Genomic DNA, 23,221 nt, shown 5'->3' with positions numbered 1-23,221 from the left:
CCACACCCCCTCACCGCCGGCGGAGCGCCCACCGGCGGGGCCGCGCCCCGGCCTCATTCCAGGCCGTAGTGCGCCCGGCGCGGCTCGGGCACCAGGTCGCGGTACTCGGGGTGCTCGGCGATGAACCGCGCCACGCAGCAGCACTCGGGCAGCACGGCCTTGCCCAGCCCGCCCACCGCCTCCAGCGCCTCGGCCAGGAGGCGGTCGCACAGCCCCGACGCGCCCGGGTCCAGGGAGGTCGCCGTGAAGACGACCGACCACTCCCCCGCGTCGTAGCGGGTGTAGCCGCTGAGGCGGCCGGCCTCCAGGATCTCGAAGCGCCCGGCGGCCGGGTTGTCGCGGACGGTGACGCCCGGGGTCGGTGCGGTGGACATCAGCCACCTCCAGGTTCGCGGATCTGGGCCAGGCGCTGCTCGAACGGCACCACCGCGTCCTCGTCCTCCTCGGCCGTGCCGTGCGCGCCGCCCGGCCGGGGACGCCCGGCCATGAAGGCCGCCAGTTCGCCGGCGGCCCGGTCGATGCGCCGGGACAGGTCGGCGGTGTAGGAGTCGCCGCCGGCGCCCCAGTCGTCGGAGGCGGCGAACACGCCGGTGGGGACGGTCAGCGCGCGCAGGTAGGCGAACAGCGGGCGCATCGTGTGCTCCAGCATGAGGGAGTGGCGCATGGTGCCGCCCGTGGCGGCCAGCAGCACGGGCGTGCCCGCCAGGGCGGTGTCCTCCAGCACGTCGATGAAGGACTTGAACAGCCCGCTGTAGGAGGCGGTGAAGACGGGGGTGGCCGCGATGACGCCGTCGGCGCCGGCCACGGCCTCCACCGCCGCGCGCAGCCCGCTGCCGGGAAAGCCCGTCACCATGGCGTTGGCGATGTCGGAGGCGTGCTCGCGGAGTTCCACGACGCGCGTGGCGGGGGCCGCGCCGTGCTCGGCGAGCCGCTCGGCGGTGGCGGCGGTCAGCCGGTCCACCAGCAGCCGCGTTGCCGAGGGCCGGCCCAGCCCCGCCGAGACGGCCACCAGGCTGAGCCGCTGGGACTGCGCTGGGGTGCTCATGTCGGGTCGGGCTCCTCGGCGGCTCGGGCGAGCAGACTCGCGTGGGTGGGGGCGTCGGGCACCCGGTCAGGGCGCCCGGCGGCGAACTCCGCACGCAGCACCGGGACGACCTCCTCGCCGAGGATGTCCAACTGCTCCAGGACACTCGCCAGCGGCAGGCCGGCGTGGTCCATCAGGAACAACTGCCGCTGGTAGTCGCCGAAGTACTCGCGAAACGCCAGGGTGCGGTCGATGACCTGCTGGGGGCTGCCCACCGTCAGCGGCGTCTCGGCCATGAACTCCTCCAGGGAGGGGCCGTGGCCGTAGACGGGGGCGTTGTCGAAGTAGGGCCGGAACTCCCGCACCGCGTCCTGGGAGTTGGGCCGCATGAAGACCTGCCCGCCCAGCCCGACCACGGCCTGGTCGGGGTCGCCGTGGCCGTAGTGGGCGAAGCGCAGACGGTAGATGCGGATGAGCCGCTGGAAGTGCTCCTTGGGCCAGAAGATGTTGTTGGCGAAGAACCCGTCGCCGTAGTAGGCGGCCTGCTCGGCGATCTCGCGGCTGCGGATCGACCCGTGCCACACGAACGGCGGGATCCCGTCGAGGGGGCGCGGCGTGGCGGTGAAGGACTGGAGGGGCGTGCGGAAGCGGCCCTCCCAGTCGACGACGTCCTCGCGCCACAGCCGGTGCAGCAGCGCGTAGTTCTCCAGGGCGAGGTCGATGCCCTGGCGGATGTCCTTGCCGAACCACGGGTAGACCGGGCCGGTGTTGCCGCGCCCCAGCATCAGGTCCATGCGCCCCTCGGCCAGGTGCTGGAGCATCGCGTAGTCCTCGGCGATCTTCACCGGGTCGTTGGTGGTGACCAGCGTGGTGGCGGTGGACAGCACCAGCCGCCGGGTGCGCGCGGCGATGTAGCCGAGCAGGGTGGTGGGCGAGGAGGGCACGAACGGAGGGTTGTGGTGCTCGCCGGTGGCGAAGACGTCGAGGCCGACCTCCTCGGCCTTGAGCGCGATGCGCACCATGGCCTGGATCCGCTCGTGCTCGGTGGGGGCGCGGTGCGTGAGGGGGTCGGGTGTGACGTCGCCGACGCTGAAGACCCCGAACTGCATTGGCTCCTCCTCGCCCGGCTCGACCGCGCGCCGACGGCAGACCCGCGCGGCGCCCGCCGCTGCCGCTACCCGCCCCGGCGCCCGGCCAAGCGGGGCGCCGGGCATGGACCGGGCAAAGGAGCACCGCGCGCCGTCGGGGCGCTCGGCGCGGCCCGACGGCGCGCGGCGGGAAACCGGTTGCGCCGCGGCGGCCCCACCCACCACCCTGGCATGGCCGCAGCCCGCCACCTGCTGAAAGGCCGCCCATGGCACTGAGATTCGTCCAGGTCAACATCAAGGCCGCCGACCCGTCGCGGCTGAGCCGCTTCTGGGCGCAGGCGGTCGGCTGGGAGGTCACCGCCGACACTGCTGAGGAGACCAACATCGAACCGGCGGGCTTCGCCTACCCGCACGCCAGCGCGCTCGTCATCGACCTCGTGACCGTCGCTGAACCCAAGACCGGCAAGAACCGCGTCCACCTGGACCTGGCCACGCACTCGGCCGACCACCAGGAGCAGACGGTGCGGCGGCTGCGGGAGCTGGGCGCCAGGCCGGTCGACATCGGCCAGGGCGAGGTGCCCTGGACGGTGCTCGCCGACCCCGAGGGCAACGAGTTCTGCGTCCTTGAGCCGCGCCCCCTCTACCGCGACACCGGCCCGATCGGGGCGGTGGTGGTGGACTGCGCCGACCCCGTGGCGATGGCGCGGTTCTGGAGCGCGGCCACCGACTGGACCGTGCACGAGGTCGGCGAGGACGGGGCCGGGCTGCGCTCCGCTGAGGGCGTCGGCCCCTATGTGGAGTTCGTGCGCACCCCCGACGCCAAGACCGGGCTGAACCGCGTCCACCTCGACCTGCGCCCCTACCCGGGCGACGACCAGGCGGCGGAGGTCGAGCGGCTGCGGGAACTGGGCGCGCGGGACGCCGACATCGGGCAGTCGGGCGTGCCCTGGACGGTGCTCACCGACCCCGAGGGCAACGAGTTCTGCGTCCTGACCCCCGCCTGACCGGCGGCCCGCCCGGCGCAGGGGTCAGGACGGCTGGACCTCGTCGAACAGGGCGATCGCCTGGGCGGGGTCGGCGCTCACCAGGCGCTCCAGGCCGGCCGTGGTGATCGCGGCCCACCGGCCGGCCCGCGCCCACGTGCGCTTTTCGAAGGCGCGCACGGCCGCGTCCAGGTCGTCGAAGCCGTCTGCGGCGGCGAGGGCCTCGGCGAGTTCGGCGCCCTCGGCCATCGCGAGGTTGGCGCCGGCCCCCAGCGGGGGCATCAGGTGGGCGGCGTCGCCCAGGAGCGTCACCCCGGCGACATGGGGCCAGGTGTGGCCCGGGGGCAGGACGTGGATCGGGCGGTGGGCGAAGGCGGTGCCCCGGCGCAGCAGGTCGAGGAGTGGATCGGCCCAGCCCGCGAACAGGTCCAGCAGCGTGGCGCGCACCGCCGCGGCGTCGGCCGGGTCCACTCCCGCGCGCGGGCTCAGGCCCAGGTGGCGGGCGGGGTCGGTGTGCCAGTCCAGCGGCGCGCGGAACTGGGCGTAGACCTTGACGTGGCCGCCGCTGTTGCGCTGGGCGACCAGGGCGCGGTTCACCCCGTACACGGCCAGGGAGCCGTCACCGACCAGCCGGGCGAGGTCGGGGTGGCGGGTGTCGACGTCGTCCAGGGAGGTCTCGACCAGGGTGACGCCGGTGTAGCGGGGAGTGGCCGGGGAGAGGGCCGGGCGGACGCGGGACCAGGCGCCGTCCGCGCCGATCACCAGGTCGAAGGTCTCCTGGCGGCCGTCAGTGAAGTGGACCGGCACACCGCCGCGCGTTGGCGGGCCCACCTCCGCCACGCCGTGGCCCCACCGCACCGGGAGGGGGCCGATGAGCAGGTCGCGGAGCTGTCCCCGGTCGATCTCGGGGTTGGCCCGCTCCTCCGGGCGGGGCTGCCAGTCGCGCAGGACGGTGCCGTCCACGTCCAGGATGCGCATGGCCTGCCCCTCGGGCCGGGACAGCGCCCGAAACCGGTCCAGCAGTCCCGCCCGCTCCAGAGCGGCCTGGCCCAGCTCTTCGTGCAGGTCCAGCGTGCCGCCGGGCGGGCGGGCGTGGGGGCCGGCGTCGCGCTCCAGCACGGTGACGGCACGGCCGTGGCGGTGCAGAACGCGGGCGCAGGTCAGACCGGCGGGGCCGGCGCCGACCACGGCGATACGTTGTCTCATGGCGATACACTGTATTGACCGTGTACGGCGTATCGCAACTGTACGGTGTCATCATGACTGTGTGGGACCGCCCCGAGCCCCCGGCCCGCCCCGCGCCGCTCGACCGCGAGCGCATCGTCGCCGCCGCCCTCGCCCTGGCCGATGAGGGCGGGCTGGAGGCGGTGTCGCTGCGCAAGGTCGCCGCCCGGCTGGACGTCGGGCCGATGCGGCTGTACGGCTTCATCGCCACCAAGGAGGAGTTGTTCGACCTCATGGTGGACGAGGTCCACGCCGAGATCCTGCCCGAGGAGCCGCCCTCCCAGTGGCGGGAGGCGCTGCGCGTGCGCGCCCACCGCACCCGCCGGGCCGCCCTGCGCCACCCGTGGCTGGCCGACCTGCTGGGCGGCCGCCCGACCCTGGGCCCCAACGCCCTCGCCGCGACCGAGGCCACACTGGCGCCCCTCGACGGCCGCACCGACATCGACACCGCCCTGCGCGCCGTGGAGACCGTCAACGCCTACACTATCGGCGCGATCCGCCGTGAGGTGGCCAACCTTCGCGCCGAGCGCGCCACCGGCCTGTCCAAGAGCGACTGGCAGCGCGCCTCGGGCCCGCACGTGGAGCGGATGCTGGCCACGGGCCGCTTCCCGGCCCTGGCCAGGGCCGTCCGCGAGGCCACCCACGTGGACGCCGAGGAGTCCTTCGCCACCGGCCTGGAGTGGGTCCTCGACGCCGTGGCCGCCAGGATCAGCCGGCGATCGGAGTGACGTCCGCCTCGCGCGCGTGAACCTGCCGGACGGTCGCGGCCCGCCGGCGGTGCTCGTTCGCCACCGGAATCGAAACGGGCTCATCGGATGTCGAGGGACGTCGACACCGCCGAGAGCCGCTGGGAAAAATATCAGTTCAAACTTATATAAGTGTGTCTTGGTATAGGGTGGTCTCGTGCACGCGTTCGATGTCCTCGGCGACCCGGTGCGCCGGCGCATTCTGGAGCTTCTCGCCGACGGTGAGCAGACCTCCGGCGCGGTCACAGACGTGATCCAAGCCGAGTTCGCCCTGTCGCAACCGGCTGTCTCCCAGCATCTGCGCGTTCTGCGGGAGAACGGGTTCGCGTCGGTGCGGGCTGAGGGGACTCGCCGGTTCTACGCCGTCGAGGCCGGGCCGCTGAGCGAGGTCGACGCGTGGTTGGGCCGGTTTCGCAGGTTCTGGGACCAGCGGCTCGACGCACTGGAGACCGAGCTGGCCCGGGGCAGGCGTGCCGTCCGACAGCCCGTCGGCGGGCCCGGCCGGCCGCGCGGGGTCGGCGAAGAAGCGTCGGCACCAGGAATTCCCTACCGGACGGAGCATGACGATGAAGGACGTACTCGACGAACTGGCCGCCGCCCGCCGGAAGATGGGCACGGCGACCCTGCCCGCCGGTGAGGCCTACACCATGGAACTGAGGCGTCGCTACGACGCGCACCCGGACGACGTGTGGGACGCCATCACCGACCCCGAGCGACTGAGCCGCTGGATGCAGCCGGTCACCGGCGACCTGCGCCTCGGCGGGGCCTTCGAGCTGGAGGGCGGCGAGCACGGTGAGATCCTCCGGTGCGAGCCGCCGCGCCTGCTGCGGGTGTCCTGGATGTTCGGACCCGGCGCCGACGAGTGGCCGGGCACGAGCGAGGTCACGGTTCGCCTGTCTCCTGGCTCGGCCGGGGGCACCGAGTTCGAACTGGTCCACGCCGCGGCCCTCGGGGAGCCCATGTTCCCCACCTACGGCCCCGGTGCCGGCGGTGTCGGCTGGGACCTGCACCTCCTCACCCTCGCGGGGTTCCTGGCTGACGGCGAGGTACTTGACCACGAGCAGTTCCGGGCATCGCCCGCCGGACAGGAGTTCAGCCGGCGCAGCGCCGCCGCCTGGGGCGAGGCCCACCTGGCCGGCGGCGGCGAACCCGACCACGTCGCCGCGGCGGTCGAGGCCACCACCGCGTTCTACCTGTCCACCGGGGACGCGCGATGAAGTACACCACCTCGATCGAGATCGCGCTGCCGCGCGCCGAGGTGCTCCGGCTGATCGCCGACCCCGCGCAGATGCCGAAGTGGTTGCGCGGCCTGGTGCTGCACGAGCCGGTGAACGGCGCACACGGCCAGGTCGGTACCACCTCGCGTGTTGTGTTCCAGACGGGCGGGCAGCGGATGGAGGCCACCGAGACCATCACTCGCCTGGAGCCCGCGCACCCGCACGCGGCGCCCGGTTCGGTCGTCGTGCACTACGAACGCGAGATCGTCGCCGAGGGCATGTGGCAGGTCCAGCGAGACCGGCTGTTGGAGGCGGGTCCGCACGCGACGCTGTGGGAGAGCGAGAGCGAGTTCCGGTTCGAGGGGGTGCTGATGCGGCTGGTGGGGCTTCTGCTGCCCGGCTCCTTCCGCAAGCAGTCGCGACAGCACATGGAGGACTTCAAGGCGTTCGCCGAAAACGGGACGGACGTCCGCGAGGGGACGAACTGATTCGTCGCCGACAGCGACGGCACCCCCATCGCGCCGGCCCGAACTGGAGCGCCCCGTCACGGGATCGCGGGTGGTGCGGGCCTCATCCTCATCAGCGCGCACGCGCGTTCTCACGTCCGCTTTCCCGTGGCGCTCTCATCCGGACGGGACGCCCGGAACGGCCGCTCAGCCCACCGAGGCGGTTCTGTGATCATCGACCCCTCAGCCCTCGTGGCCTCACGGCATCCGGGGGCTGCCCGGCGCGCCCTTTCGTTTCGTCACCCAATTACGTTTAGTTACAAACGGAAAACGAAACAGCAAACGCTTGGACCATAAGAAGAACCCCGGTTTCTCACCTCCGATAAGTGAACCTTATCGGAGGTGACGATATTTTGGTACATTGCTTGGTACACAACGGAACTGCGGCGCGCTCCGACCACGGCACGGCCCAGCCCTGGTCCGGCGCGGGCCGCGCGCCGGGTTAGGAATCCGCGGAGGCGAAGGCGTCCGCGTGCTCCCGGGTCCACTGCTCAAACGAGGTGACGTCGATCCCCAGGGCCCGGGCATGTTCGGGGCGTCCCACCTGGGGGACCGCGTTCATCCAGTCGTGGCCGGTGCCCGCCGGGTGCAGGCCCGCGGCCCTGGCCTCCTCCAAGGTCATGTCCGGCACCTCCAGGCTCAGGCCCAGCACCTCCGACAGGGTCCGGGTGACCTCGGCCATCGACAGGCGGTCGCCGGCCAGCTCCAGTTCCACGCGATGGAACCGCTCGGGGTCGGCGACGGCGGCCGCCGCGGTCGCGCCGATGTCGGCCACCGCCACGAGCGCCAGGCGCGTCGCGGGCTTGATGACGGTGACGAGTCCCCCCTCGATCCCCCGGGGGAACAGGAACCTGTTCGCGGGCAGGAAGTTCTCCATGAAGGTCCCGGGGCAGATGATCGTCCACCGGGGGAAGCCCGCCTCACGCACCCGCGCCTGGATCGCCGCCTTGGCGGTGAGGACTGGGCCCACCGTCGCGTCCCACCGTCCCTCGTCCCACCCCGGGGCCCGGGTGCGGGCGTCGGCGCCGGAGATGGAGGTGTGCACGAACTGCGGGACCCCGGCGGCCCGCGCCGCCGCGATCAGGTTCGTGGCCTGCGCCACCTCCCCCTCGACCCCTCCGGACGCCGGGTCGGGCCGCTGCACCGAGAAGACCGCCCGGGCGCCCCGGGCGGCCCGGACCAGAGAGTCGCGGTCACGGAGGTCTCCGACCACCGTCTCGGCGCCCAGGGCCGCGATGGCCCTGGCCGGGGCGGACCGGGGGTCACGGACCAGGGCGCGGACGGATGCCCCGGCCGCGAGCAGGGCGCGGACGGTGGCGCCGCCCTGCTGTCCGGTCGCCCCGGTGACCAGGACAGGCCGGTCGGCGGTGCTGCGTGGGCGGGGTCCGGATGTCTCCGGCATCGTGCCTCCAGAACGGGAACCGTAAAACGGCGGGGTCCGCCGTTTGGCAACAGGGCCCGGAACCCGCCGGGCCGGCGGGCGGCGTGAGCAAGGAGTCGACATGGCGGTGAGCAAGCGGGCCGACGCCCGGCGCAACCACGCGCGCATCCTCGAGGTCGCTGAGGCGGAGGTCGCCGAGCATGGAGCGAACGCCTCGCTGGAGCAGATCGCCCGGGTGGCCGGCGTGGGATCGGCCACCGTGCGCCGGCACTTCCCCGGCCGCCGCGAACTGCTCCAGGCGGTCTTCGCGCGGCGGATCGAGGCGCTGGCGGCCCTGGCCGCCGAACTCGCCGACACCGCCGACGCGCGCACGGCCCTGACGCGGTGGCTGGAGGCGTTCACCGACTACGCGGCCTCGGCGCGGGGGATGGCCGAGGCCCTGGTGGCGGAGGGGCTCGTAGGCACCGACGACGCGGATGCCTGTTCGGCCAGGCTCACGGCCGCCGTCGCCCCGCTGCTGCACCGCGCCGCACGGGAGGGCGCGGCGGCCCCGGAGGCGACCCCGGCGGACCTGGTGACCCTGGTGAGCGGGATCGCCCTGGCGACCGAGGGCCGTGCCGACGCCGCCGGGGAGGCGCGGCGGCTGCTGCGGCTGGCCCTGGCGGGGGTGCAGGCCCCGGCCTGACCGCCGGGAGGGGCATGGAGGATCGGCTCGGCGCGCCCGGCGTCACCCAGCTTGAGTAGTAGCGGTACAGCCGTTAACGCTAAGCATCTTGGCTGAGGATTCGGTTCCGGTTCGGTGAAGTCGGCCTCACGGCGGGGCTTGTCCGCGTACGGCCGCTCGGCATGCCGGTGGAGTTCTCAACCGATGAACAGGCCACGTCGTACGGGAAGTTCGACGAGGAACCGACCCGCCCGGAGTTGGAGCGGTTCTTCTGGTGCTGTTCAACTCCTGCGACACCGCGAGCCAAGCCGAGAGGTTGCCCGGGTCACAAAAGGGCGCCGCCGGAGACCTCGACGCGCTGGGCGGTGGCCCAGTGCAGTCCCTCGGCGGCCAGCGCGGCGATGGCGTCGCCGATCTCCTCGGGTTGGCCGACGCGGCCGAGGGCGGTCTGTCCGGCCAGGACCCGGCGCATACCGGCGTCGTCCCGCATCGCTCCCCCGTTGAAGTCGGTGGCGGTCGGCCCCGGGGCGATGGAGTTGACCCGGATGCCGCGGGGTCCGAGTTCCGCGGCGAGGGTGCGGCCCAGCGCTTCGACGGCGGCCTTGGAGGCGGAGTAGACCGAGGTGGCGGGGCTGGTGTGGCGGGTCAACGACGTCGAGACGTTGATGATATGGCCGCCCTGGGCCAGCAGCGGCGCGAGCGACTGGATGAGGAAGAACGTGCCCCGGACGTTGGTGCCCATCACCGTGTCGAAGTCGTCGGTCGTGACGGTCTCCAGCGGCCCGAAGACTCCCACGCCCGCGTTGTTGACCAGGATGTCGAGCCGCGAGGCACCCCAGCGCTCCAGTTGCCCGCCCAGTTCGGCGGTGAAGGGCGCGAAAGAGGAGACGTCGCTGATGTCGAGCCGGAGAACCGCGGCGGTCCCGCCTGCGGCCCGCACCTGCTCCGCCGTCTTCTCCGCCCCGGCCGCATCGCCGCGGTGGGTGACCACGACCCGCGCTCCGCGTGCGGCCAGGGCGACGGCCGCGCTGCGCCCCAGGCCGCGGTTCGCACCGGTCACCAGGGCGGTCTTGTCGATTGTCATGAACGTCCTTCGCGGCCATGCGACAGCCGGATGCGCCCGGGTGCCGCGGATCAGAGGCGAGTCACTCGACTCGTCTTGCTGGTGCAGCGTAAGCCGGACTGCGAGGCGAGTCAAGTGACTCGCCTCGGCACTGGGGCATACTCTCCGCATGGCAGCAGAACTCACCGCCCACCACCGCAGGCTCGCCCAGCAGAAGCGCGAGGCGATCATCTCCGCCGCCACGGAGCTGTTCCTGGACCGGGGCTACGACGGCACCTCCCTGGCCCGGATCGCCGAAGCGGCCGGGGTCTCCAAGTCCACGCTGTTCAAGCAGTTCCCCACCAAGGCGGCCCTCTTCGAGGCCATCGTCACCGAGTCCTGGCAGCGCGGCGCCGCCGACACCACCGCGCGGCCGCCGGCGGGAGACCTGCGCTCCGGGCTGAGCGCCATCGGCCACCGCTACGCCGACCTGATCGGACAGCCCCGCATGGCGAGCCTGTTCCGGATCGTCATCGCCGAACTGCCGCGTTTCCCCGAACTGGGCCGGATGCAGTTCCAGCTCGGCAAAATGCCCTACTTCGCCGCGGTCCAGCAGTACCTGGAATCCGAGCATGACGCGGGCAACGCTGAGGTGCTTGACGCCGAGAGCGCCGCGAACCAGTTCCTCGGCATGATCGCCAACTACGTCCTGTGGCCCCGCCTGCTGCTGACGGACTGGAACCCCGCGGCCTCCGACATCCACAACGCCGTCGAAGAGGCCGTCCAGACGATGCTCGCCAGATACGCCCCCGACCGCCGGCCTGACCTCAAGCCGGAACGCCGCCACTGACGCGCGCTGCCGAAGACCGCGACGACGTGCAGAGGACGGGCGGCCACGGCCGGCGGGACTCACGGCTTGGACGCGACGTGTGCCGCGTTCGGCAACGGCGCCCGAGGATCCCGTGGCCGGACGCTCGCAGCGGCGGCCGGCCGCCGTCGAGGATCGCCCCGGCTGCTCGGGGGCGGATCAGTTCGCCTCTTCGCGGACGTCCTTCCCCAGTTCGGCGAACGCCTTGAAATCCTCCATGTGCTGCTGCGACTGCTTGTGGAAGGCGCCCGGCATCAGCAGCGCCACCAGCCGCATCAGCAGGCCGCTGAAGCCGGTGAACCGGTATTCGCTCTCGCTCTCCCACAGCGTCGTCTCCAGACCGGCTTCGGTCAACCGGTCGCGCACGACGCTCCACATGCCCGGGCCGGAGATCTCGCGCTCGAAGTGCACCACGCTCCCCTTCGGGATACCGCGCAGGTCGGCCGGATCCCGGCGGGTGATCGTCTCGGTGCACTCCATCTCCCGCCGCCCTGATCGCAGTACGACCCGCGACGTGGTTCCGAGCTGCCCGTGGACCCCGCTCACCGGCTCGTGCAGCACCAAGCCCCGCAGCCACTTCGGCAGGTGGGCCGGGTCGGCGAGCAGTTGCGCCACGCGTTCGCGCGGCAGGGCGATCTCGATCGAGTTGACGTACTTCATCACGCACTGGTACCCCAAAGCGCCCGAACCGCCAACCCCGTTGCCTCTACTCTGGGCCGGTGACACAGCCGATCATTGAGGCCCAAGACGTGGCCGTGGACCTGGGCGGCGCCGCCGTTCTGCGTGGAGTCGACCTCACCGTCTCACCCGGGGAGGTGGTCGCGGTGGTCGGCGCCAACGGCGCCGGCAAGACGACTCTGCTGCGCTGCCTGGCCGGTCTTCAGCGGGCCGAGGGACGGGTGAGCGTGCTGGGCCGCCCGCCCGCCGACGAACCGGGGTTCTGGCGCGAGGTCGCCCTGGTCGGCGACGAGCCCGCCTGGTACCCCGGGCTGACCGTGGGCGAGCACCTGGAGCTGATGCGGGCCGTCCACGGCCCCGGCCGGCTGGAGGTGGCGGCCGCCCTGGAGCTGTTCGAGCTGGGCGGCTGCGTCGACCGCTCCCCCGTCTCGCTGTCGACCGGGCAGCGCCAGCGGCTGTCCCTGGCCATGGCGCTGCTGCGGCCCAGCCGCCTCCTGCTCTTGGACGAGCCCGAACGCGGCCTCGACGCGGCGTTCCGGCAGCGGCTCGCCGGCCTGCTCGCCGACTACTCCGCCGCCGGCGGCACCGTGGTGATGGTGACCCACGACCCCGCGTTCGCCCAGGCCGCCCGCCCGGTCGCCCTGGAGGCCGCCGCGTGAGCGCGGTCGCACCGGTCCGGGCGTTCGTGCGGGCACGGGACCACCGGCGCCGCACCTGGTCGGACCACTACATCACCCTGGTCGCCCTCGCGCTGGCGGCGATGCTGGTCACCCCGGTGCTGGTCCGCGCCGTGGAGGCCGTACCCGGCGCCCTCGCCCCCGAGCGCGCGGGCGCGGGGCTGGCGCTGATCGCGCTGCTGCTGGCGGGCGGGCTGGTCCTTGCGCGCGCGGTGGGACCCGTGTCGGTCTCGGCGGCCGACGCCGCGTGGCTGGTGCTCTCGCCGCTGCCGCGCCGGGGCGTGCTGGCCCGCACCCTGCTGGTGCTGGGTGCGGTGTGCGTGGCCGGCGGCGCGCTGGTGGGGCTGGCGCTGCTGAGCGCGCTGGGCACCCCCGACGCGCTGACCCTGCGGCTGCCGGCGTCGGTGGTGCTGGGGGTGTCGTGGACGCTGGGCGGGATGTCGGTGGCCGTGCTGGCGCAGGGCGCGCAGTCCTGGGACGCCCGGCTGGTCGGGGTGATCGCCGTCCTGGTCGCGGTGGCGGTGGCCGCCGCCGCGATGAGTGCGGGGCCGGGGAGCGGCGTGCTCGCCGCCGCCGCGTCGGCTCCGGTGGCGGCGTGGACGGCGGCGGCGTGCGCCTCGGCCGCGGCGGCCGCCGGTCTCGCCGGGCGGGCTTGGAGCGCCCTCGCGCGCTTCCCCGCCCGCGCGGTGCTGGACGCCTCGACCCGGGTGGGGCTGGCGGCGGGCGCGCTCGCAGCCATGGACCCGGGCACGCTGACCTGGATCGCCGAGGACGCGCACTGGCGGACGCGCCGCCTGCGGTCGCGCGCGTGGCCGGTGCGGCTGCCGGGGGCGGCCGCGGTGGCCTGGCTGGACTGGCGCCGCCTGGCGCGGCGGCCGGGACGGCTGGCGCTGGTGGCGGCGGCCGCGGTGCTGCCCGTGCTGGCCGCGCGGGCGGGCGGTGCGGGGTGGGCCGTACTGCTCGTGCTCGCGGCGGGTGCGCTGGCGGTCGCCGCCACCAGCACGGCGGGCGCGCGCCGCGACGCCGGCGACCCCGCGCTGGCGCGGCTGCTGGGCGCCGCCCCGCGCGCGCTCCTGGCGGCGCGGGCGGTGCTGCCGGCCGTGCTCGGCGGCGCCTGGCTGACCCTGGCCCTGGCCGGGTTGGACCTCGCGGGCGCCGGCGGGAGCCTGTGGCCGCTGGGGCCGCTGTGCGCGCCGGCGCTGGCGGCGGGCGCGCTGCGCCTGGCGCGGCGCCGCCCGATCGAACACACGATGCCGGTGATGGACACCCCGCTCGGCCCGGTGCCGCTGGGACCGCTGCGGTGGGCGCTGGAGGGCGCCGACATCGCGGCCCTGGGCTGCCTGCCCGCGCTGATGGCGTTCGCCGGCGGGGTCACCGCCCCGCTGCTGGGGGCCCAGGCGGTGTGGGGCGCGGCGGTCCTGGCGGCCTACTGCGCCGCCGCGCGGCGCGGGTAGCCGGACAGCGGATCCGCCCGCGCGTACGGCTCAGCGCGCGCGCACGCCCCGCCGGGCGGACGCCGTCCGGCGGGGCGTGCGCGTTGTTGCGGGCGGGTGGCCGCGGCCGAGGGTCAGGGGCGGCGGTCGCGGAAGGTGCGGCGGAGGTCGCCCACCCATGCCTCGGGGTTCTCCCAGGGGATGAAGTGGCCGCCGTGGTCGTGGGCGTTGACGTTGACGTGGTTGAACCACGCGCCCTGGGGGCCGTTCTTGAAGGCCTCGACGCGCTCGGCCGCGCTGTGGATGCCGGGCGGGTTCTCGTAGGTGACGAAGGTGAGGCCGACCGGGGCCTGCACGACCGGGGTGCGGTCGTGGGCGGGCGCCCAGGGGTAGCGGTTGGCGTTGGCGTAGTAGCGCATCGAGGTGGCGATGGAGTTGTTCGCCCAGTAGATCGTGGCGTGGGTGAGCAGGGCGTCCTTGGTGAAGACGGACTCCAGGTCGCCGCCGTTGTCGCTCCAGGCGTTCCAGCGCTCCAGCAGCCAGGCCAGCAGCCCGGCGGGTGAGTCGCTGAGCCCGTGGGCCAGGGTGGCGCCGTCGAGCATGTGCACGGTGAGGTGGCTCGCCGAGCGGTGGTCCATCTCGATGATCCGGGCGCGGATCTCCTCGGGCTGGTCGTCGGTGAGGGGCCGGTTGCGGGCGAAGTCCCAGGCCCGGGGGCCGGTGAAGAAGTCCAGCGGCAGCCCCGAGCCGATGTGGATGCCGTACAGCTCGTCGGCGTACTTGTGGCCGAGCTGGCTGGAGACGATCCCGCCGATGTCGCAGCCCCCGGCGGCGTACTTGGCATACCCCAGGGTCTCGGTCATCAGGGTGTGCCAGAGGTCGGAGACCTTCCAGAAGTTGACGTCGGGGAACCCGGTGAGCGGGCCGGGGAACCCGAAGCCGGGCAGGGAGGGCACGATGACGTCGAACGCGTCGGCGGGGTCGCCGCCGAACGCGGCCGGGTCGGCGAGCGGGTCGACCACCTTCGACCAGTGCCAGAACGTCCACGGCCAGCCGTGGGTGAGGATCAGCGGGATCGGGTGGGGGCCGCGGCCGGGCTTGCGCATGAAGTGCACCGGGATGCCGGACACGCTCACCTGGTAGTGCTCGTAGACGTTGATGGCGGCCTCGGCCTTGCGCCAGTCGTAGCCGTCCCGCCAGTAGGCGACCAGTTCGCCCAGGTAGTCGGCGGGGACGCCGTAGGACCAGTCCTCGTTTCCCTCGTCCAGCGGCGCACGGGTCAGCGCGAGGCGGGCGCGCAGGTCGGTGAGGACCTCGTCGGGCACGTGGATCGGAACGGGCTGCAAGGGGAAGGCGGAGGCGGTGGTCATCGCGGTGTTCCTTACTGGGTGTGCCGCCGGCCCGATGGGCGGCCGGCCGAGCGGCCTTCCGCCGGAACCGCCCCGCGGCCCGGCCCGTCGGCCCACGACCGAAGGACGACGGGCAGCGAGCGCCCAACCGGCCGGGGGGTTCCGGTGCGAAACTGCGCCGCCAATCCAACCACATGCGGTGTTGCGTATCGCGGTGGCACCGGGGTGATCACCGGCACTTGCGGAGGCTGCCGCCGCGCGCCCGCGCCCCGGCCGCCGCCCCGGGTCAGCCGCGGTCGCGGGCGAGGTCGGCGACCGCGCGGACGGCCTCGGCGACGGTGCGGTGGTCCTTCTTGAGGATCGCGCCGTGGTTGCTGGGGACCTTGGCGTGGATCCGGATGTTGGGGTTGCGCTCGGTCACCCCTTGGAGGCTGGTGCGGATCAGCTCCTGCCCGCCGCCGCTGTCGCCGAAGGAAGATCCCGAGGCGACCACGTGCCGGGTGGGCACGGTGATGGCGTCCAGCACCGGCCCCAGTTCGCTCTCGCGGGCCAGCCAGCCCAGTTCGATGTTGCTGGCGGCCATCTGCTCGGCGCTCATGCGCGGCATCAGTCCCGTGAGGCGCAGCGGCGGCGCGATCAGGCTCAGCCGCCGGAACAGCTTGCGGATGTGCCGCTCCATCTCCTCGTTCATCCAGTCGTAGGGCTGGGCGCCGTCGACCAGGACCGTGCCCAGGGCGCGGTCGGGGTTGCGGTGGGTCCAGTGGGCGGCGACGAAGGCGCCGTAGGACCAGCCGACCACCACCGCGCGGGCCACGCCCCGGGCCGCCAGGACGGCGTCGACGTCGCGGACGGCGGCCTCGAAGGAGTAGTCGGCGGAGCGCTGGGACTTGCGGCCGCGGCCGCGCTCGTCGTAGGTGATGTGGCGCCAGTCGGGGCCGAGGTCGGCGATGACGCGGCGCCAGTAGCCCTGGGTGGCGAACTGGCCGTTGAGGTAGACGACGGGGGTGCCGGAGCCGCCGGTGTCGGTGACGGCCAGGGCGGTGTCATCGACCGGGACCATGCCGGTCCAGGGGGCGGGGGCCGGGGAGGTGGGGGGCTTTGCCATGAAGGTCTCCAGGCGGTGCGGGTGAGGGTGTGGGCTGGTGGGGGTGTCCGGGCGGCCCGGACCGCGCGTGCGCGCGTGCCGGCGGCGGGCCGGGGCCGACCGGTCGGGGGTGCGGGGCTACTCGCAGAACACCTGCACCTTGGAGTCGGGGTCGTCCACGTCGATGGTCAGCTCGTCCAGTTGGTCGACCAGCTCCTCGACGTCGGCGGGCTTGAGCTGGGCGAGGTCGATGGGCACGCCCGCCTTGCTCAGCTCCGCGTTGGCCTTGGTGATGGCCTGCGGGGGCAGCAGGCTGGCCAGCCGGACCCCGGCGCGCAGCAGTTGCAGGGGGACGCGGACGTTGATGCGGGTGGGGCCGTCGCCATCGGCCTCGGTGCCCTGCCCGGCCTCCACCACCACGCGCAGGTACTTGGGGCGGGAGCCGGAGCGGGGCGCGTCCAGCGCACGCGGCTCGGGCTGGTCGGTGTCGAGGGCGTCGATCAGCCGCTCGGCCTCGTCGGCGGTGATCTTGCCCTCGGTCAGCATCTGGAGGATCTGCCGGCGCTGCTCGTTCATCGGGTTCCTTCTTCCTGAGGGTGTTGGGGTTGTTGGGGTTGTTGGAGGTGTCAGGGTTGGTCGGGTGGGGTCAGTTGACGGCCACGGTCATGGCCGTCGAGCCGTCGTGGAACTCCACCTGGGTTCCGGGCAGCGCCCACAGCAGCCGCCCGGCGCCGCGCAGCGCTCCCCCCGGGCTGATCCCGAAGATGCGGCAGGCCACCAGGCCGGCCAGCACGGCGAGCAGCAGCAGCGGGGAGAGCACCACCAGCACCGGCAGCACGGGGATGTGGACCGTGTGGCGGCGGCCGCCGGGGCGGCGCCATCGCAGGGTCACCAGTTGCGGCATCACCGCGGCCGCTCCAGTTCGGCCAGGGCCTCCTGGGCGGTGATCTCGCCGCGCCGCAGTCGGTCCACGACGTCGGCGCGGCTCGGGGCGGGGTCGGTGTCGACGAACTCGAGGCGCTCGGCGATCCGGTTCAGGCGGGCCTTCACGGTGGGGTAGCTCACCCCGAAGATCCGCTCCATCTCCTTGATGGAGCCGTGCGCGCGCACGAACGCCGCGACGAACACCTGGTCCTCGGCGCTGAGCTGGGCCAGTTGCGGGGGGTCGAACCGGCCCTCGACCGCGATGCCGCTGTCGGCGAGGCGGACGCGTTCGACCGTGAAGGGCCGCCCCTGGGTGAGTTCGGTCAGTGCCTGCCAGTCCACCGTTGACTCCCTTGCTCGTGCTCGTGCCTGTGGTGTCGCGCCTGCCATTGATTTGTACATTGATTTTCTTAACCTCGCAACTCGAAAACTTCAACTTTCTGGAAGTCAGATGCAGATAAATGAATCCTCCCAGCTCAGGGGGTCGTGCGGCACCCCGCGCGCGGTCCGCGCTGGTCGGAGGTGTTGACATGACTGGTTAACGCCATTAGCTTTTAGCTAACTTCATTAGCCACTTGGGGGCGCCATGACCGACTACCTCGACCGCGACGGCGGCACGATCGCCTACGAGGTGACGGGCTCCGGCCCGCTCATCGTGCTCGCGCACGGCATGGGCGACAGCCGCGACGCCTACCGCTCCGTGATCCCCCCGCTGGTGGCGGCGGGCTACCGGGTCGCGGCGGTGGACCTGCGCGGCTGCGGGGAGTCCAGCGTCGACTGGCCGGCCTGGTCCCGCACCGCCATCGCGGGCGACCTGCTCGCCGTGATCCGCCACCTGGGCGGCCCGGCCGTGCTGGTCGGCCACTCGGTGTCCGGCGGCGCCGCCACCATCGCCGCCGCGCTCGAACCCTCCCTGGTCACCGCCGTGGTCGAACTGGCGCCCTTCACCCGCGCGCAGTCGATCGCCCCGGGCGACCTGCGGGTGCGGCGCTTCCGGCGGGGCATGCTGCGGCTGCTCGGCGCGGGCGCCTTCGGCAGCGTCCGGCTGTGGCGCTCCTACCTCGACGTCGCCTATCCCGGCGCGAAGCCGGCGCACTGGGCCGAGCGGCTCGACCGCATCGAGTCCCTGCTGCGCGAACCAGGCCGGATGAAGGCGATGCAGGGCATGGGCCGCAGCGTCCCCACCGACGCCGGCGCGCACCTGGGCGGCGTCCGCTGCCCGGTGCTGGTCGTGATGGGCACGCAGGACCCCGACTGGGCCGACCCCCGGGCCGAGGGCGCGGCGGTGGTCGACGCCCTGCCGCCGGGGCTGGGGCGCCTGGAGATGATAGAGGGCGCCGGGCACTACCCGCACGACCAGTTCCCCGACCAGGTGGCGGCACTGGTGCTCGACTTCCTGCGGACCGGCGGCGCCCGTGCCTAGGGCGGGCCTGGACCCGGCGGCCGTGGTGGCGGCCGGGGCCGCCCTCGCCGACGAGGTGGGGCCGGCCAACGCCACGATGGGCCTGCTGGCGGCGCGGCTGGGCGTGCGCACGCCCTCGCTGTACAAGCACGTCAGCGGGCAGCAGGACCTCAACCGGCGCATCGCGGCCCTGGCGCTGGGCGAGGCCGCCGACGCCGTGGGCGGCGCGATCCAGGGCTGTGCGGGCCGCGACGCGCTGGCGGCGGCGGCGCGCGCCTTCCGCGCCTTCGTGGTGGAGCACCCGGGCCGCTACGCGGCGACGATCGGGGTGGAGCCGTCGGGCCCGGACGACCCTGTGGCCGCCGCGAGCGGACGGCTGCTCGGCGCCTTCACGGCGGTCCTGCGCGGCTACGACGTGGCGGAGGCCGACGTCGACCACGCGCTGCGCATGCTGCGCAGCCTCTTCCACGGCTTCGCCACGCTGGAGGCGGCCGACGGGTTCCAGTGGAGCGCCGACGTGGAGGAGAGCTTCGCGTGGCTGATCGCCTTCGCCGACCGGGGGCTGCGCGCCCTGTGAGGACGCCCGCCCGAGGCGCGCCGCGCCAAGGCGCGCGCGGCGGCGGGTCAGCGGAGGCGCTGGATCTCGGCCTCGGTTGAGCGCTCGGCCGCCCGGAGGAAGCGCAGGATGGCGTCGAGTTCGCCGTCGGTGAAGGCGTCGAGGTCGGCGCGGGTGCGGTCGACCAGGCCCGCGTAGGCGGCGCGGACCTGGTCCAGGCCCTCCTGGGTGGGTTCGATGAGGACGCGCCGGCGGTCGCCGGGGTCGGGGACGCGCCGCACGCAGCCCGCGGCGACCAGCCGGTCGATCATGCGCGAGGCCGAGCCGGTGGTGAGGTTCACCCGCGTGGCGAGCGCACCCGGGGTGGCCGGGCCGTGCCGGCCCAGCACGTGCAGGCACTGGACGTCGGTGTCGGTGACCCCCAGCCGGGTGGCGACCACGTTGTTGACCTGCACGACCAGGATCGCCCAGCCGGGGATGGCGGACCCGGTGATCTCGTCGAGCGCGGCGGCCCGGTGGGGCGTCGGCTTCGTCACGGCGGCCTCTTCTTTCACTCGTTTCGCTGCGCGGCGCAGGGAAATGTGTGCTAATTTCACTGCGTCACGCAGTTGATGTGTGGCGCAGTGATTTTATCGCACCCTCTCCCTCAGGAGTAGATCCCGCATGACCACCACCCCCTCCCGCCGCCGCGGCGGCGGACCCCCCGACACCGCCGCTCCCCTCACCGGGCGCAGGGCGGCCGTCGTCCTGGCCACCGTCCTCATCGCCGCCTTCATGGAACTCCTCGACGCCACGATCGTCAGCGTCGCCGCCCCGGCCATCGCCGCCGACCTGGGCGCGGGAGAGGCCGCGATCCAGTGGACCATGGCCGGCTACACGCTCGCCGTCGGCGCCGCCCTGGTCCTCGGCGGCCGCCTGGGCGACCAGTTCGGGCGCCGCCGCGTGTTCCTCCTCGGGCTGACCGGGTTCATGCTCGCATCGGCCGGCTGCGGGCTGGCCCCCGACCCCGGCGTGCTGGTGGCCGCCCGCGTCGTGCAGGGGCTCGCCGGCGGCCTGATGATCCCCCAGGTGTTGGGAATCATCCGCGCCTCCTTCGCGCCGCAGGCCCGCGCGGCGGCCCTGGGCGTCTACGGCGCCGTGCTCGGCCTGGCGTCGGTGGCCGGGCCGCTGCTCGGCGGCATCCTGACCCAGGCCGACCTGTTCGGCCTGGGGTGGCGGGCGATCTTCTGGGTCAACGTGCCCATCGCGCTCGCGGGGCTGGCGATCGGCCACCGCGCCCTGCCCGACTCGCGCTCGCCCGGTGCCGCCCGCCTGGACCTGCCCGGCGCACTGCTGGCCGCCACCGCGGCGGTACTGCTGCTCCTGCCCCTGGTGCAGGGGCGCGAGTGGGGCTGGCCGTGGTGGGGATTCGCCCTGATGGCCTGCGTGGTCCCGGTCGCCGCGGTGTTCCTGCGCCGGGAGCGCCGGCTCGCCCGACGCGGCGGGCACCCCGTCCTGGACCCCGCGCTGCTGCGCGTGCGCGCCTTCGCGGCGGGGCTCGCCGTCTGCCTGCTGTTCTTCGGGGCGCTGGCCGCACCGCTGCTGCTGGGTGGGATGGGGCTCGGACTCACCGCGCCGTCGCTGATCAACGTCGTCCTGGCCGGGGTGTCCGCCCGGGACGCCGGCGCGGCCGGAGGCGTCCTGACCACCGTCACCCAACTGGGCAACGCGCTGGGCGTGGCCGTGCTGGGCGCCGTGTTCTTCGCACGGGCGGCCGACTCCGCCGCCGGCGGCGCGACACAGCTCACCGCCTACAGCGAGGGGCTGAGCGCGATCCTGCCCTGGCAGATCGCCTGCTACGTCGCCGCCGCCCCACTCATGCTCCTGCTGCCCGCCCGCGCGCAGGAGCCCCGCGCGTGACCGCGCCCGCCGCGCACCGGCACCACCCCGCCGCCCATGTCAGGAGAGCCCGATGACCTCCGTGCACCCGACCGCCGCCGACCCCTTCGCCGTCACCACGCGCGGCATCACCGACCCCCACCCCGCCCGGGTGAAGCTGCGCGCGGCCGGCCCGCTGGTGCGCGTCGCGGCTCCGGCCGGCGGCCCGGCGTGGATCATCACCGACGACACCCTGGCCCGCGAGGCGCTCCGCCACCCGGACATCGTCAAGGACCCCGCCTATGCCCCGGCCGGCTGGGATCCGCGCCGGGCGGGACTGGAGCCGACCGCCGCCGCCCAGCCGTCGCTGACCACCTACGACGGACCCGCGCACACGCGCCTGCGCCGGGCGCACGCCCCGCTCTTCACCGCGCGGCGCATGGCCGGCTACGCCGAGCGGATCGCCGGGTTCGCCCGCGACCTGCTCACCGGCCTGGCCGAGACCGAGGGCACGGTGGACTTGGCGGCCGACTTCACCATCCGGTTCTCCCTCACCGTGGTCTGCGACGTGCTGGGTGTCCCCCTCGACCGGATCGACCAGGCCATCGCCGCCTGCCGGCGCATGTACAGCAGCGATCCTGAGGAGGTGGGCGCGGCCATGGCCACGTTCGCCGACCTGGCCGCCGCCGCGCTGGCCGAGGGCGGCAGCGGTCTGGCGGCCGAACTGCGGGACCGGGTGCCCGCGGAGATCACCGAGGCGCAACTGCACTATCTGCTTTTCACCCTGATCTACGCCGGGCAGTTGACCACCGACCCGGCCCTGGGATTCCTGCTGTCCCGCGCCCTGGGGCCCGACCGCGAGGAGCGGGGTGCGGCGACCGAGGACCTGGTCCGCGACACGCTGCGCGTGCACGCCCCGGCTCCCTTCACCCTGTGGCGCTTCACCTCGCGGGAGACCGAACTCGCGGGGGTGACCCTGCCCGCCCGATCCCCCGTTCTCATCGACATCCAGGGGATCAACACCGATCCGCGGCGCGCCATCGGTCCCGACCTCACGTTCGGGGCGGGGCCCCACTACTGCACCGGCGTGCACCTGGCCCGCCTCGAACTGCGCACGGTGGTGGAGGTCCTGCGCAGTGACTTCCCGGCGGCGCGCCTGGCCGTGCCCTATTCCGGCCTGCGCCAGACCGACTTCGGCGGGATCCAGGGCAGTCGGCTGACCGCCCTGCCAGTGCGCCTGCGGTGACGGCCGCCCCGACGCGCGGGGCCGGTGCCGCAGCGGGGACGCCCCGCCGCGGCACCGGCCCACCCGCCCACCGGCCCACCGGCCCACCGGTGCTGAGGCCGCGGCCGGGTCAGCCGCGGCCGGCGGTGGCCTGAACGGGTCGGGCGGCGGGTGCCGGGCGGGCGGCGGCCAGGGACCAGCCGAACGCCGCGACCGCCACCGAGAACAGCGCGATCGGCGGCACCGGCAGCAGCCACACCGACAGCCCCAGCGCCGCCAGCGACGCCGCCAGCGCCAGGCCGCTCAGTGAGCGCGCGCCCGTGACCAGTTCGGGGGCCGAGCGCGCCACAAGCAGGCAGACCAGGCCGCCGAAGACCAGGGCCACCGCCATGACCAGCGACATCCCCAGGTCGAGCTGGTAGAGGTCGCGCGGCAGGCCGGCGATGGCCACGGTGTGAGCGCGCATGGCCGCGAACGCGCGCGCCGCCTCGGCGGTCTCAGGGCGCAGCGCCTGGGCGGCGACCGTGGCCAGGTGGCCGGCGCCGGTGAGGACCCACGCCCCGGCGCCGATGCCGAACGTGGTTACAACGGGACGCGGCACGGCTTGGACCTCCGGTTTCGGGAAACATACACAGGTGTATGTTCCGCCCGTACAGTCGTGTACGTCAAGGGCGGTGAGCAAGGACACGGCTAGCGCACGGCCGACAACTGCTCCACGAGGTGGCGCAGCGCGGCCTGCCCGCGCGGGTCCTCGGCCGCGGCTTCGGGCACCACGGCGGCGGCGCGGCGCAGGTCGGCCCAGCCCAGGTAGGCGGCGTAGGCCACGACCGCCTGGCGCCGCGCGGTGTCGGCGTCCAGGCCCAGGCGGCGGTAGAGGCCGGTGAGGAAGCCGATGCGCCGCTCGACGACGCGGGTGAGCACGGGCGCCACCACGGGGTGGTCGGAGTGCGCCAGCAGCGCGGGCTCCAGGCCGGCCACGGCGTCGGCGCCCAGCGCGGTCTCCAGCAGGACGCGCAACTGCTCGGCGGGGTCGGCGATGGGCTCGATGCGGGTGATGACGTCGGCGGTGGCCCGCTGCTCCCACAGCTCCAGCGCGGCCACCAGCAGCGCCTCGCGGTCCTTGAAGTGCCAGTAGAAGCTGCCGCGGGTGATGTCCAGCTCCCCGGCGAGGGCGTCGACCGACACGGCGGCCACGCCGCCGCGGGCCAGGGCGCGCAGCGCCGCCAGCGTCCAGTCATCCCGGGTGACCCGCCCTCTCGCCATGGCCCCCACCCTAGTGTCCGGCAGCGCGCC

28 protein-coding genes are annotated in these 23,221 nt (G+C 74.0%); 13 read left to right on the top strand and 15 right to left on the bottom strand.

What is annotated here, in order from left to right; all coding sequences use genetic code 11:
* Positions 1-53: 53 nt before the first annotated feature.
* Genes LG943_RS03250 through LG943_RS03240 form a run of 3 tightly spaced genes read right to left on the bottom strand, consistent with a single transcriptional unit; the run spans position 54 to position 2,133 of the window.
* Positions 54-374 carry a GNAT family N-acetyltransferase gene (locus tag LG943_RS03250; RefSeq protein ID WP_270070650.1) on the bottom strand — a complete coding sequence of 107 codons (321 nt, stop codon included), beginning with the start codon at positions 372-374 and terminating at the stop codon, positions 54-56.
* Positions 374-1,045: an FMN reductase gene (locus LG943_RS03245; protein WP_270070649.1), complete on the bottom strand. Its 672-nt coding sequence runs from the start codon at positions 1,043-1,045 to the stop codon at positions 374-376. The genes LG943_RS03250 and LG943_RS03245 overlap by 1 nt, the downstream gene beginning before the upstream one ends.
* Positions 1,042-2,133 (bottom strand): LLM class flavin-dependent oxidoreductase, encoded by a 1,092-nt coding sequence (locus LG943_RS03240; RefSeq protein WP_270070648.1) that lies wholly within the window; start codon positions 2,131-2,133, stop codon positions 1,042-1,044. Before LG943_RS03240 ends, LG943_RS03245 begins: the two co-directional genes overlap by 4 nt.
* A gap of 245 nt (positions 2,134-2,378) precedes the next feature.
* On the opposite strand from LG943_RS03240, the gene LG943_RS03235 reads away from it, so the two are divergent.
* The gene (locus tag LG943_RS03235) at positions 2,379-3,116 is read left to right on the top strand and encodes a VOC family protein (RefSeq protein ID WP_270070647.1); all 738 of its coding nucleotides are present in this window, start codon (positions 2,379-2,381) and stop codon (positions 3,114-3,116) included.
* Between the two features lie 24 nt (positions 3,117-3,140).
* Here the strand turns inward: LG943_RS03235 and LG943_RS03230 are convergent, their stop codons facing one another.
* Complete coding sequence (locus tag LG943_RS03230; RefSeq protein WP_270070646.1) at positions 3,141-4,301, bottom strand: FAD-dependent oxidoreductase; 1,161 nt, start codon at positions 4,299-4,301, stop codon at positions 3,141-3,143.
* A 53-nt stretch (positions 4,302-4,354) separates the two neighbouring features.
* On the opposite strand from LG943_RS03230, the gene LG943_RS03225 reads away from it, so the two are divergent.
* The 4 genes from LG943_RS03225 (at position 4,355) to LG943_RS03210 (ending at position 6,770) form a co-directional block, all read left to right on the top strand.
* A complete protein-coding gene (locus LG943_RS03225) occupies positions 4,355-5,047 on the top strand; it encodes a TetR/AcrR family transcriptional regulator (RefSeq protein ID WP_270070645.1) in 693 nt (230 codons plus the stop codon).
* Between the two features lie 175 nt (positions 5,048-5,222).
* Complete coding sequence (locus tag LG943_RS03220) at positions 5,223-5,702, top strand: ArsR/SmtB family transcription factor (protein WP_270070644.1); 480 nt, start codon at positions 5,223-5,225, stop codon at positions 5,700-5,702.
* Positions 5,632-6,282, top strand: a complete 651-nt coding sequence (locus tag LG943_RS03215; RefSeq protein WP_270070643.1) for an SRPBCC family protein — start codon at positions 5,632-5,634, stop codon at positions 6,280-6,282. Before LG943_RS03220 ends, LG943_RS03215 begins: the two co-directional genes overlap by 71 nt.
* The gene (locus LG943_RS03210) at positions 6,279-6,770 is read left to right on the top strand and encodes an SRPBCC family protein (RefSeq protein WP_270070642.1); all 492 of its coding nucleotides are present in this window, start codon (positions 6,279-6,281) and stop codon (positions 6,768-6,770) included. The genes LG943_RS03215 and LG943_RS03210 overlap by 4 nt, the downstream gene beginning before the upstream one ends.
* A gap of 460 nt (positions 6,771-7,230) precedes the next feature.
* Here LG943_RS03210 and LG943_RS03205 read toward each other — a convergent pair whose 3' ends face one another.
* Positions 7,231-8,190 carry an NmrA/HSCARG family protein gene (locus LG943_RS03205; RefSeq protein ID WP_270070641.1) on the bottom strand — a complete coding sequence of 320 codons (960 nt, stop codon included), beginning with the start codon at positions 8,188-8,190 and terminating at the stop codon, positions 7,231-7,233.
* 100 nt (positions 8,191-8,290) lie between these two features.
* On the opposite strand from LG943_RS03205, the gene LG943_RS03200 reads away from it, so the two are divergent.
* Positions 8,291-8,854: a TetR/AcrR family transcriptional regulator gene (locus tag LG943_RS03200; RefSeq protein WP_270070640.1), complete on the top strand. Its 564-nt coding sequence runs from the start codon at positions 8,291-8,293 to the stop codon at positions 8,852-8,854.
* 304 nt (positions 8,855-9,158) lie between these two features.
* Here the strand turns inward: LG943_RS03200 and LG943_RS03195 are convergent, their stop codons facing one another.
* Complete coding sequence (locus tag LG943_RS03195) at positions 9,159-9,917, bottom strand: SDR family NAD(P)-dependent oxidoreductase (RefSeq protein WP_270070639.1); 759 nt, start codon at positions 9,915-9,917, stop codon at positions 9,159-9,161.
* A gap of 148 nt (positions 9,918-10,065) precedes the next feature.
* On the opposite strand from LG943_RS03195, the gene LG943_RS03190 reads away from it, so the two are divergent.
* The gene (locus LG943_RS03190; protein ID WP_270070638.1) at positions 10,066-10,725 is read left to right on the top strand and encodes a TetR/AcrR family transcriptional regulator; all 660 of its coding nucleotides are present in this window, start codon (positions 10,066-10,068) and stop codon (positions 10,723-10,725) included.
* Positions 10,726-10,902: 177 nt separating this feature from the next.
* On the opposite strand, the gene LG943_RS03185 is transcribed toward LG943_RS03190, so the two are convergent.
* Entirely contained in the window at positions 10,903-11,403 is a 501-nt protein-coding gene (locus LG943_RS03185) for an SRPBCC family protein (RefSeq protein WP_270070637.1), read from the bottom strand.
* Between the two features lie 59 nt (positions 11,404-11,462).
* Between LG943_RS03185 and ccmA the strand changes: the two genes are divergently transcribed.
* Complete coding sequence (gene ccmA / locus LG943_RS03180) at positions 11,463-12,080, top strand: heme ABC exporter ATP-binding protein CcmA (RefSeq protein WP_270070636.1); 618 nt, start codon at positions 11,463-11,465, stop codon at positions 12,078-12,080.
* Positions 12,077-13,552, top strand: a complete 1,476-nt coding sequence (locus tag LG943_RS03175) for a DUF6297 family protein (protein ID WP_270070635.1) — start codon at positions 12,077-12,079, stop codon at positions 13,550-13,552. Before ccmA ends, LG943_RS03175 begins: the two co-directional genes overlap by 4 nt.
* Before the next feature lie 113 nt (positions 13,553-13,665).
* Here the strand turns inward: LG943_RS03175 and LG943_RS03170 are convergent, their stop codons facing one another.
* The 5 genes from LG943_RS03170 to LG943_RS03150 all read right to left on the bottom strand — a co-directional run bounded on the left by LG943_RS03170 (position 13,666) and on the right by LG943_RS03150 (position 17,230).
* The gene (locus LG943_RS03170) at positions 13,666-14,901 is read right to left on the bottom strand and encodes an epoxide hydrolase family protein (RefSeq protein ID WP_270070634.1); all 1,236 of its coding nucleotides are present in this window, start codon (positions 14,899-14,901) and stop codon (positions 13,666-13,668) included.
* Between the two features lie 265 nt (positions 14,902-15,166).
* Positions 15,167-15,985, bottom strand: coding sequence for an alpha/beta fold hydrolase (locus tag LG943_RS03165; protein ID WP_270070633.1), 819 nt, complete (start codon positions 15,983-15,985; stop codon positions 15,167-15,169).
* 117 nt (positions 15,986-16,102) lie between these two features.
* The gene (locus LG943_RS03160; protein WP_270070632.1) at positions 16,103-16,540 is read right to left on the bottom strand and encodes an SHOCT-like domain-containing protein; all 438 of its coding nucleotides are present in this window, start codon (positions 16,538-16,540) and stop codon (positions 16,103-16,105) included.
* A 70-nt stretch (positions 16,541-16,610) separates the two neighbouring features.
* Positions 16,611-16,868 (bottom strand): hypothetical protein, encoded by a 258-nt coding sequence (locus LG943_RS03155; RefSeq protein ID WP_270070631.1) that lies wholly within the window; start codon positions 16,866-16,868, stop codon positions 16,611-16,613.
* The gene (locus LG943_RS03150; protein ID WP_270070630.1) at positions 16,868-17,230 is read right to left on the bottom strand and encodes a DUF2089 domain-containing protein; all 363 of its coding nucleotides are present in this window, start codon (positions 17,228-17,230) and stop codon (positions 16,868-16,870) included. Before LG943_RS03150 ends, LG943_RS03155 begins: the two co-directional genes overlap by 1 nt.
* Positions 17,231-17,474: 244 nt before the next feature.
* On the opposite strand from LG943_RS03150, the gene LG943_RS03145 reads away from it, so the two are divergent.
* Positions 17,475-18,311, top strand: a complete 837-nt coding sequence (locus LG943_RS03145; RefSeq protein ID WP_270070629.1) for an alpha/beta fold hydrolase — start codon at positions 17,475-17,477, stop codon at positions 18,309-18,311.
* Positions 18,304-18,867 carry a TetR/AcrR family transcriptional regulator gene (locus tag LG943_RS03140; RefSeq protein WP_270070628.1) on the top strand — a complete coding sequence of 188 codons (564 nt, stop codon included), beginning with the start codon at positions 18,304-18,306 and terminating at the stop codon, positions 18,865-18,867. The genes LG943_RS03145 and LG943_RS03140 overlap by 8 nt, the downstream gene beginning before the upstream one ends.
* 47 nt (positions 18,868-18,914) lie before the next feature.
* Here LG943_RS03140 and LG943_RS03135 read toward each other — a convergent pair whose 3' ends face one another.
* Positions 18,915-19,382, bottom strand: coding sequence for a MarR family winged helix-turn-helix transcriptional regulator (locus tag LG943_RS03135; protein WP_270070627.1), 468 nt, complete (start codon positions 19,380-19,382; stop codon positions 18,915-18,917).
* A gap of 127 nt (positions 19,383-19,509) precedes the next feature.
* Between LG943_RS03135 and LG943_RS03130 the strand changes: the two genes are divergently transcribed.
* Together LG943_RS03130 and LG943_RS03125 are read left to right on the top strand one after the other, a co-directional pair.
* Complete coding sequence (locus LG943_RS03130; RefSeq protein ID WP_270070626.1) at positions 19,510-20,745, top strand: MFS transporter; 1,236 nt, start codon at positions 19,510-19,512, stop codon at positions 20,743-20,745.
* 52 nt (positions 20,746-20,797) lie between these two features.
* Positions 20,798-21,949 (top strand): cytochrome P450 family protein, encoded by a 1,152-nt coding sequence (locus LG943_RS03125; protein ID WP_270070625.1) that lies wholly within the window; start codon positions 20,798-20,800, stop codon positions 21,947-21,949.
* Positions 21,950-22,058: 109 nt separating this feature from the next.
* On the opposite strand, the gene LG943_RS03120 is transcribed toward LG943_RS03125, so the two are convergent.
* Together LG943_RS03120 and LG943_RS03115 are read right to left on the bottom strand one after the other, a co-directional pair.
* Positions 22,059-22,529: an LIC_13387 family protein gene (locus LG943_RS03120; RefSeq protein ID WP_270070624.1), complete on the bottom strand. Its 471-nt coding sequence runs from the start codon at positions 22,527-22,529 to the stop codon at positions 22,059-22,061.
* Between the two features lie 89 nt (positions 22,530-22,618).
* Positions 22,619-23,191, bottom strand: a complete 573-nt coding sequence (locus tag LG943_RS03115; protein ID WP_270070623.1) for a TetR/AcrR family transcriptional regulator — start codon at positions 23,189-23,191, stop codon at positions 22,619-22,621.
* Positions 23,192-23,221: the final 30 nt, after the last annotated feature.

Origin of the sequence: Streptomonospora mangrovi (genome assembly GCF_027604915.1) — a bacterium.
Taxonomy (GTDB): Bacteria; Actinomycetota; Actinomycetes; order Streptosporangiales; family Streptosporangiaceae; genus Streptomonospora; species Streptomonospora mangrovi.
Note: the sequence above shows the minus strand (reverse complement) of the source record. Positions and strands in the feature narration are given on the sequence as shown.

Excerpts from the sequence above, each read along its gene's own strand:
- LG943_RS03250 (WP_270070650.1), bottom strand. The coding sequence starts at position 374 with ATGTCCACCGCACCGACCCCGGGCGTCACCGTCCGCGACAACCCGGCC.
- LG943_RS03245 (WP_270070649.1), bottom strand. The coding sequence starts at position 1,045 with ATGAGCACCCCAGCGCAGTCCCAGCGGCTCAGCCTGGTGGCCGTCTCG.
- LG943_RS03240 (WP_270070648.1), bottom strand. The coding sequence starts at position 2,133 with ATGCAGTTCGGGGTCTTCAGCGTCGGCGACGTCACACCCGACCCCCTC.
- LG943_RS03235 (WP_270070647.1), top strand. The coding sequence starts at position 2,379 with ATGGCACTGAGATTCGTCCAGGTCAACATCAAGGCCGCCGACCCGTCG.
- LG943_RS03230 (WP_270070646.1), bottom strand. The coding sequence starts at position 4,301 with ATGAGACAACGTATCGCCGTGGTCGGCGCCGGCCCCGCCGGTCTGACC.
- LG943_RS03225 (WP_270070645.1), top strand. The coding sequence starts at position 4,355 with ATGACTGTGTGGGACCGCCCCGAGCCCCCGGCCCGCCCCGCGCCGCTC.
- LG943_RS03215 (WP_270070643.1), top strand. The coding sequence starts at position 5,632 with ATGAAGGACGTACTCGACGAACTGGCCGCCGCCCGCCGGAAGATGGGC.
- LG943_RS03210 (WP_270070642.1), top strand. The coding sequence starts at position 6,279 with ATGAAGTACACCACCTCGATCGAGATCGCGCTGCCGCGCGCCGAGGTG.
- LG943_RS03205 (WP_270070641.1), bottom strand. The coding sequence starts at position 8,190 with ATGCCGGAGACATCCGGACCCCGCCCACGCAGCACCGCCGACCGGCCT.
- LG943_RS03200 (WP_270070640.1), top strand. The coding sequence starts at position 8,291 with ATGGCGGTGAGCAAGCGGGCCGACGCCCGGCGCAACCACGCGCGCATC.
- LG943_RS03195 (WP_270070639.1), bottom strand. The coding sequence starts at position 9,917 with ATGACAATCGACAAGACCGCCCTGGTGACCGGTGCGAACCGCGGCCTG.
- LG943_RS03190 (WP_270070638.1), top strand. The coding sequence starts at position 10,066 with ATGGCAGCAGAACTCACCGCCCACCACCGCAGGCTCGCCCAGCAGAAG.
- LG943_RS03185 (WP_270070637.1), bottom strand. The coding sequence starts at position 11,403 with ATGAAGTACGTCAACTCGATCGAGATCGCCCTGCCGCGCGAACGCGTG.
- LG943_RS03170 (WP_270070634.1), bottom strand. The coding sequence starts at position 14,901 with ATGACCACCGCCTCCGCCTTCCCCTTGCAGCCCGTTCCGATCCACGTG.
- LG943_RS03165 (WP_270070633.1), bottom strand. The coding sequence starts at position 15,985 with ATGGCAAAGCCCCCCACCTCCCCGGCCCCCGCCCCCTGGACCGGCATG.
- LG943_RS03160 (WP_270070632.1), bottom strand. The coding sequence starts at position 16,540 with ATGAACGAGCAGCGCCGGCAGATCCTCCAGATGCTGACCGAGGGCAAG.
- LG943_RS03155 (WP_270070631.1), bottom strand. The coding sequence starts at position 16,868 with ATGCCGCAACTGGTGACCCTGCGATGGCGCCGCCCCGGCGGCCGCCGC.
- LG943_RS03145 (WP_270070629.1), top strand. The coding sequence starts at position 17,475 with ATGACCGACTACCTCGACCGCGACGGCGGCACGATCGCCTACGAGGTG.
- LG943_RS03130 (WP_270070626.1), top strand. The coding sequence starts at position 19,510 with ATGACCACCACCCCCTCCCGCCGCCGCGGCGGCGGACCCCCCGACACC.
- LG943_RS03125 (WP_270070625.1), top strand. The coding sequence starts at position 20,798 with ATGACCTCCGTGCACCCGACCGCCGCCGACCCCTTCGCCGTCACCACG.
- LG943_RS03115 (WP_270070623.1), bottom strand. The coding sequence starts at position 23,191 with ATGGCGAGAGGGCGGGTCACCCGGGATGACTGGACGCTGGCGGCGCTG.